Source organism: Salinivibrio sp. MA427, assembly GCF_001996115.1.
GTDB lineage: Bacteria > Pseudomonadota > Gammaproteobacteria > Enterobacterales > Vibrionaceae > Salinivibrio > Salinivibrio costicola.
Window position 1 is genome coordinate 1 of record NZ_MUFH01000382.1, and the last position, 3,561, is coordinate 3,561.

A 3,561-nucleotide genomic window follows, 5' to 3' on the forward strand; every position below is an offset into this window, starting at 1 on the left:
GTTCCGCAGAGATTCTAGAAATGTGGAATTGGTCACTTATGATGAACTGTATGAAAGAGCGAGATTTATTGTACATAATGAGAAACATTCAAAACGAAGCTAACAAGTCAATTCAGCAGGACAATGGACTTGATCCGTTTTACTGGACACGCATCGACGACCTGAGGAGGTCAGTATGCCAGCCTATAAAACGGGTAAAAAGACAGCGCAATATTCACTAGACTTCAAACTGAAAGCGGTTGAATGGAGCTATGAAACGCATCGAACAGTGAAGTCGGTTGCAGAGGCGCTTGATATCCATCCATTCATGCTATCGAAATGGCGTAAAGCGTATCGAAATGGAGAGTTTGGTATGGTCAAGTCCCAGAAAAATAAAGTGAAGCCAGACAAGGCGAAGGATGAGTTATCGGCGCTCAAGCGACGGATCACGGAGCTTGAAGAGGAGAACGATATCTTAAAAAAGTGGCAACGCTTTCAAGCAGAACAAAGGCGCAAGCCTACCGATTCGTAAAGCAATATAGTGATGTTTACTCAGTAAAGAAGCTGTGTAGGCACCTTTCTGTGTCTCGYAGTGGCTATTATGATTGGCTAAGCCGCGGACAGTCAGGACACGCGCGCGCAGATAGTGAGCTAGGCGCAGAGATAGCGTTCATCTACCGTAAAAGCGAAGGCAGATATGGGAGTCCTAAAATCCATGCGGCGTTGAAGGCAAAAGGTCTCGCAGTGAGTCGTAAGCGTGTGGCCCGCTTGATGCGAGAAGCAGGTTTAAAGGCGAGAGTGGACCGTGTTTACCGTCGTCGGCAAAAGAGTCGGACGTTCTTTAAAGGACTCGTCAATCGACGTTTAGAACAAGAAAAAGCGAGCAAAATCAATCAACAATGGACCGCGGATGTTACCTACATAAAAGTAGGAAACCGATGGGGCTACTTAGCGGTAGTGATTGATGTTTACTCAAAAAAAGTACTTAGCTGGGCGCTCAGCGACAGACTTGATTCAAACTTGACGATGTTCACCATCGTCAAAGCACTCGCTAGCCGAAAGCCTAAACGGGGACTGCTATTTCATACCGACAGAGGGCGCGAGTATTGTGCGGATAGGGTGCGACATTTACTGGCGGAACACGGTGTTGAGCAGAGCATGAATCGGCCAGGGAAATGCACGGATAATGCAGAAGTCGAGTCGTTCTTTAAATCGCTTAAGGGCGAGTTAATCAAAGATGCACCGATTGCTAACTTAAGGCACTTACGAGAGAAGCTCAGAAAATATATTCAGTACTTTTATAATCGAACACGGTTACACAGTAGCATTGGCTATATGTCGCCGATAGCGTTTGAAAAACAATGTACTTAACGAAAGACGTGTCCGTTAAAGTGGATCAACATCAATTCGTAACAGTTGGCTCGGTTCCGCTTCGCTACACATTTTAGCCAACTATTACTCACCGCTTAATGTAGCGTTATACGATTAAGGAGAGAAATGAAGCCTGATTTACACGGGAGTAGAATTGTTTTGAGGTCNTATTAAAACAATGGAATTTGCCTCAGACCCAGTTTTTACATCGAAAGATATGATAGTTCAGATGTTAAAAAACGTCGTCCGTTTGGAGAAATTAGGTGAATCGCTGGAATGGGCGGTTATGGATCAAGCGACAAACAAAGTTATTGGAACCTGCGGCTTACATAGTTTTAGTGATAACGGTGATTCCTGTGAGGTCGGATGCTTACTAAATTCATCGTACTGGCGAAAAGGGTATATGTATGAAGCTCTTATTTTATTATTTTCTCATGCTAAATCTTTGGGCATTGAAAAATTGTATGCAGATATTGATGAGGGTAACTTTCGGTCTCAAGCTTTGTTTAATAAGCTAGGTTTCAAAGCTAAAAACGGTCAGTTTCAGTGCTTGGTGTGAGGCATCGTATAACAAGAAAATCAACGCGGACTAATAAAGCTTGGCTTGGTTCGCTGCGCTCAAAATTATGGCCAAGCTTTATTATCCTGTTATTTTGGCGTTAGCCGTCAAAATGGAGAAAACATGGAAGTACAATTTTTAGAAAAAAATTCTGATTACGAGTCAGTCCTAGAAGTGTTGTTACAACTTCGCCCAAATTACAACTTAGATACTTTGTCTGGTCAGATCGAGAAGCAGCAATCAAACGGTTACCAAGTCGTCTATGTCAAATCGCCAGAAGGCGTACTAGCAGCAGGCTTTAGCGTAGGTGAAAAGCTTGCTTGGGGTAAGCATATTTACATTGAAGACTTGGTAACTAATGCGCAATTTCGTTCGAGTGGAGTAGGTAAATTTATTATCGATTGGTTTAAAAAATATGCTTTAGAAAGCGGTTGCGAACAAATACATTTGGATTCTGGTGTTCAGCGTTTTCCAGCGCATAAGTTCTATTTACGCGAAGGTTTCAATATCGCTAGTCACCACTTTTCTATAGTTGGCGTCAAAAACGGCTAACAAACGAGTATGTCGTCAATCCTAAAATTTAGCGAGATTTTTATCCCACATCACGCCGTCTCTGAGCATCGAATTTAAGATCACTACCATCTTACGCACACAGGCAATAATGGCGACTTTTTTCGGCTTTCCGGTGGCAACCAATCAGGATGCGCCGCTTTGAATGTTTAATAACTTAACGTGTGAAAGAGATGTATGGGAATGTCGTTTCCGTGTTCGTCCACCGCGTGAAGAGAAAAGTGATGCTTGGCGAGAACAACGCTGAAAAAGAACTGAGTAGACATGGTTACTTGTGGAGCTAAAGGGCGCACCTAAGTGTGGCAGATCTTCAATAGGGGGATCCATGTCATTCGTTATATTCCAAAGGAGAAAATATGGACGAGGCTAGATGTAAAGAGTTAAGTAGAGTAGTTACCAGTGAAGAGTTGTACATTATTGATAAAGTTAAATTATTGACATACTCCTGCGATGAATGTGGCATTGAGTTACTTCCATGCTCGTTTCAAAAAGATGTAAATCTACGAAAACCATACTTTAAAACTCGTAAAGGTGTTCATCATAAGCTGGGTTGTGATGCTGAAGGTGAGGCTAAAATTCGTTCGAAAGGTGCATCCACACGACTAACTTCATCTGAAGGCTTTCCGTTAGCATATCCAAATCGTTTTAAATTACGAAAAGATGATGTTGTTGAACCAACCGGAGTTATTACCCCGTTAGCGCCTGACTCACGACGGCCTAATAAACGGAAAAAAGATCAATCAGATGGCAGTGGACGAAAATCAAATTATGAGACAACTTCATTCAAATCAATAGTTAATCAATATTTTGATTTCCCTTACGACAGAGACCGAGCCTTATCTTTTGAAGGTGTTGATGGCACTACATATACAGAAATATTTAGCCAAATTAGAAGTACACGAGGAAAGCAGAAATTTCTAATCCAGGGTGATAAGCAAAAGATATACTATGCCTCATTACCTTGGAAACTATCCATAGAAGATAACGGTAGAATTCTAATTAACTTATCTCCTGGTAAATGGGTTGAGCAGGAAGGAAAGAAAGTAAATGAGAGACCATATTACTTAGAAGTTGATTTTTCT

5 protein-coding genes and 1 pseudogene are annotated in these 3,561 nt (G+C 41.8%); 5 read left to right on the plus strand and 1 reads right to left on the minus strand.

The features are described 5' to 3' along the window. The first annotated feature begins 175 nt into the window (after window positions 1-175). From BZG79_RS14730 to BZG79_RS14745, 4 genes are all read left to right on the plus strand, one after another. The gene (locus BZG79_RS14730; protein ID WP_077774781.1) at window positions 176-511 is read left to right on the plus strand and encodes a transposase; all 336 of its coding nucleotides are present in this window, start codon (window positions 176-178) and stop codon (window positions 509-511) included. Beyond that, entirely contained in the window at window positions 463-1,350 is an 888-nt protein-coding gene (locus BZG79_RS14735) for an IS3 family transposase (protein ID WP_077774782.1), read from the plus strand. Before BZG79_RS14730 ends, BZG79_RS14735 begins: the two co-directional genes overlap by 49 nt. Before the next feature lie 178 nt (window positions 1,351-1,528). After that, a complete protein-coding gene (locus BZG79_RS14740) occupies window positions 1,529-1,909 on the plus strand; it encodes a GNAT family N-acetyltransferase (RefSeq protein WP_077774783.1) in 381 nt (126 codons plus the stop codon). 123 nt (window positions 1,910-2,032) lie between these two features. Next, complete coding sequence (locus BZG79_RS14745) at window positions 2,033-2,461, plus strand: GNAT family N-acetyltransferase (protein WP_077774784.1); 429 nt, start codon at window positions 2,033-2,035, stop codon at window positions 2,459-2,461. 21 nt (window positions 2,462-2,482) lie between these two features. On the opposite strand, the pseudogene BZG79_RS16235 reads toward BZG79_RS14745, so the two are convergent. Further along, window positions 2,483-2,605, minus strand: a pseudogene (locus tag BZG79_RS16235) (IS110 family transposase); the annotation flags it as partial. Window positions 2,606-2,835: 230 nt separating this feature from the next. On the opposite strand from BZG79_RS16235, the gene BZG79_RS14750 reads away from it, so the two are divergent. Further along, a partial coding sequence (locus BZG79_RS14750; RefSeq protein ID WP_077774785.1) for a hypothetical protein occupies window positions 2,836-3,561 on the plus strand: 726 nt, incomplete at its 3' end.